Consider the following 3,931-nt stretch of genomic DNA (forward strand, 5'->3'; position numbering starts at 1 on the left):
AACCCGTCCCGCCGTCGACAAGCTGAACCTCGAGGTCGGTGACGGCGAGTTCCTCGTCCTCGTCGGACCTTCCGGTTGCGGTAAGTCGACGTCCCTCCGCATGCTCGCCGGCCTGGAAGAGGTCAACGCCGGCCGCATCCTCATCGGTGACCGCGACGTGACCGACGTGCCGCCGAAGGACCGTGACATCGCCATGGTCTTCCAGAACTACGCGCTGTACCCGCACATGACCGTCGCCGAGAACATGGGCTTCGCGCTCAAGATCGCCGGCGTCGGCAAGGAGGAGCGTGCGTCGCGCGTCCTCGAGGCCGCCAAGCTCCTCGACCTCGAGCAGTACCTGACCCGCAAGCCGAAGGCTCTCTCGGGTGGTCAGCGTCAGCGTGTGGCCATGGGCCGCGCGATCGTCCGTCAGCCCCAGGTCTTCCTCATGGACGAGCCGCTGTCGAACCTCGACGCCAAGCTCCGCGTCCAGACCCGTACACAGATCGCGTCGCTGCAGCGTCGCCTCGGCGTCACCACGGTCTACGTCACGCACGACCAGACCGAGGCGCTCACCATGGGCGACCGTATCGCCGTGCTCAAGGACGGCCTGCTCCAGCAGGTCGGCTCGCCGCGCGACCTGTACGAAAAGCCCGAGAACGTCTTCGTCGCCGGCTTCATCGGCTCGCCCGCGATGAACCTGTTCTCGGCCGACCTGGCCGACGGCGGCGTGCGCTTCGGCACCGAGGTCGTGCCGCTCGACCGCGACACCGTCGGCCGCGCCAACGGCTCGCAGGTCACGGTCGGCGTCCGCCCCGAGGACATCACCGTCGGCCCGGCAGACGGCAAGGGCCTCTCGGTCGTCGTCGACCTGGTCGAGGAGCTCGGCGCAGACGGCTACCTCTACGGTCACACCGACATCAACGGCAAGCGCACCGACCTGGTCGCCCGTGTCGACGGCCGCAGCCACCCGAACGCCGGCGAGACGGTCACGCTGGCTGCCAACGCGGGTCACGTGCACGCGTTCGACAGCGAGTCCGGCGTGCGACTGAACGACAAGCCGGTCGTCTCCGCCTGATCGGATCCACAGACGCGGCGCGGGCTGACTTCGGTCACCTGCGCCGCGTCTCTTTTTCCTCACCGCCCGCCATCAGGGAGCACCATGCAGGACTCGCTGCGGATCACCGCCAGCAAGATCGATCCAGGGCTGCTCGCGCTCCCCTGGTCGACCACCCTCGCCAATTGGCCGTCCGAGCACATCGTGTCGCTCCCGAAGGGGCTCTCCCGCCACCTCGTGCGATTCGCCGATCTCTCCGGTCGCGTCGTCGCCGTCAAGGAGACCACTGCGGAGATGGCCCAGCGCGAATACGACATGCTCGGCAACCTGGCGCGCCTCGATGTGCCATGCGTCGACAGGGTCGCCGTGATCGCCGGCCGCACCGATGCCCATGGTGACCCCCTCCCCGCCGCCCTGGTCACATCACACCTGCGCTTCTCGATGCCGTATCGCGCGCTGTTCACGCGGGTGCTGCGCCCTGACACCGCGAACCGTCTCGTCGACGCGCTCGCGCTGCTTCTGGTGCGCCTGCACAACGTCGGCTTCTACTGGGGCGACGTCTCGCTGTCGAACACCCTCTTCCGGCGCGATGCCGGTGCGTTCGCGGCCTACCTCGTCGACGCGGAGACCGGGGAGCTCCACGAGGAGGGCCTCACTGACGGCCAGCGCGCGTATGACCTCGACCTCGCCCGCACCAACATCGCCGGCGAGATCATGGACCTCGCGGCCGGTGGACGTCTGGAGCACGGAGTGGATGCCGTGGCGATCGCGGACGGCATCGTGTCGTCGTACCGGTCGCTGTGGGCCGAGCTCACCGCTCAGGAGTCGTTCTCCGCGGCCGAGACGTGGCGCATCACGGAACGGGTCGAGCGCCTCAACGCCCTCGGCTTCGACATCGACGAGATGTCCATGTCCACGACAGCCGACGGCACCGTCGTGGAGATCCAGCCGAAGGTCGTCGACGCAGGGCATCACCAGCGGCGCCTGATCCGCCTCACAGGCCTCGACGTCGAGGAGAACCAGGCCCGTCGCCTGCTCAACGACCTCGACGAGTTCCGCGCCCGCTCGACCAAGCAGTGGGCGGACGAGGAGATGTACGCCCACGAATGGCTCACCCGTGTCTTCGAGCCCGTCGTCCGTGCGATCCCCTATGAGCTGAGGGCCAAGCTCGAGCCTGCCGAGGTCTTCCACCAGGTGCTGGAGCACCGCTGGTACCTGTCCCAGGCGGAGGGACGCTCCATCCCCCTCGCCGAGGTGCTCACCAGCTACATCAACGAGGTGCTGCGCCATCGCCGCGACGAGGCCACGATCATGGGCCCGCCCACCGAGACGATGAGCCTTCCCGTCATCACGGGCGCGACGCCGACCGCCGACGACGATGATGACGTCGACTGGCGCGATCTGGTCTGACCGCTCCGAGGCGTCGGGGCCGCGACTCAGTAGCCGACGGTGAACCGCTCGCGATGGTGGTTGCCCTGCTCGATCTCATCGACCACCGCGACCGCGAAGTCGGCCCCCGAGATGAACGACTTGCCCTCGTCGTCGCGGACGATCACATCGCCGCCGTCACGGTAGTGTCCGGTGCGCTCGCCCTCTGCCCACGGACCGAAAACCTCGGCGGGGTGCACGAAGAACCAGTCCAGACGCGGATCGGTGGCTTCGAGCAGTGCGAGCGAGTCGATGCCGACCTGCGCCTCGTGCTTGTACTCCTCGGGGAAATCCTGATCGAACAGACGCGGCCCACCGGGAGCGACGAGACTGCCCCCAGCACCGCCGATCACGCCCAGGCGCGTCTCCGTCCCGGTGAGTCGATCGACGAGCCCGCTCAACGCCTCCAGGACCCTGTTCTCCATGTCGCCGCGAGGAGACAGCGCGGACACCACCGCATCCGCTCCGTCGAGCGCCGGGGCCAACGAGTCGAGGTCCAGCGCCGTGCCCTGCAGATACGCAGCGCCGGCGACGGGATCCGTCGGTTCCGAGCGCGACAGGGCGATGACCGCATGACCGCGCGACACCGCCTCGGCAACGATGTGACGGCCGGCGTAGCCGGTTCCTCCGAGGACGACGATGCGAGCCATGCGGTTCTCCCCTAGTCAGACGTATGTGGCGATGGAATCACTTCGCGGCGCGGAGCGACGCGACCTGGTACAGCGCGACGGACGTCGCGATGCCGGCGTTCAGCGACTCGGTGGCCGCGGAGATCGGAATCGAGACGATCTGGTCGCAGGTCTCGGAGACGAGACGGGAGAGCCCCTTGCCCTCGGAGCCGACCACGATCACGACGGGGCGATCGGCCAGCTGCAGTTCCGGAAGCGACACGTCGCCGTCACCGTCGAGCCCGAGCACGAAGACACCCTGCTTCTTGAACTCCTTGAGCTGCGTGGTGAGGTTGCTCGCGAGAGCCACCGGGGTGCGGGCGACCGCTCCGGCGCTGGTCTTCCAGGCCGCGGAGTTGACGCTCGCCGAGCGACGCTGAGGAAGGATGACGCCATGGCCGCCGAACGCCGCCGTGGAGCGGATGATCGCGCCGAGGTTGCGGGGGTCGGTGATGCCGTCGAGCGCCACGAACAGCGGCACGTGGCCCTGGTCGATGACCTGCTCGAGCAGATCCTGGGGGTGCGCGTACTCGTACGGGGGCACCTTGATCGCGACGCCCTGGTGCACGCCGTCGAAGCCGGCCATCCGGTCGAGCTCGGGACGCGTGACCTCGAGCACGGGGATGCCGCGGTGGGTCGCGATCGAGAGCATCTCCTTCACACGGTCGTCCATCTCCACGCGCTGCGCGATGTAGAAGGCCGTCGCCGGGATCTTCGCCCGCAGTGCCTCGAGCACCGAGTTGCGACCCGTGACGATCTCGGTGTCGTCTCCTGCCTTGGCCTTGGACGCGCGGTTCCC

Annotated in this window: 4 protein-coding genes; 2 read left to right on the top strand and 2 right to left on the bottom strand. The window is 68.4% G+C overall.

The features are described 5' to 3' along the window. Both DSP71_RS13830 and DSP71_RS13835 read left to right on the top strand, forming a co-directional pair. Positions 1-1,057, top strand: a 1,057-nt coding sequence (locus DSP71_RS13830; RefSeq protein ID WP_258546446.1) for an ABC transporter ATP-binding protein, incomplete at its 5' end; no start/stop codon positions are given. 84 nt (positions 1,058-1,141) lie between these two features. Beyond that, positions 1,142-2,446, top strand: coding sequence for a DUF4032 domain-containing protein (locus DSP71_RS13835; RefSeq protein WP_113681377.1), 1,305 nt, complete (start codon positions 1,142-1,144; stop codon positions 2,444-2,446). A 26-nt stretch (positions 2,447-2,472) separates the two neighbouring features. Here DSP71_RS13835 and DSP71_RS13840 read toward each other — a convergent pair whose 3' ends face one another. Continuing rightward, positions 2,473-3,114 carry an NAD(P)-dependent oxidoreductase gene (locus DSP71_RS13840; protein WP_113681378.1) on the bottom strand — a complete coding sequence of 214 codons (642 nt, stop codon included), beginning with the start codon at positions 3,112-3,114 and terminating at the stop codon, positions 2,473-2,475. 37 nt (positions 3,115-3,151) lie between these two features. Next, on the bottom strand, positions 3,152-3,931 hold a 780-nt coding region (gene rlmB, locus DSP71_RS13845; protein ID WP_113681379.1), incomplete at its 5' end, for a 23S rRNA (guanosine(2251)-2'-O)-methyltransferase RlmB.

It is taken from the genome of Microbacterium sp. H6 (genome assembly GCF_003314775.1).
GTDB classification, from domain to species: domain Bacteria; phylum Actinomycetota; class Actinomycetes; order Actinomycetales; family Microbacteriaceae; genus Microbacterium; species Microbacterium oxydans.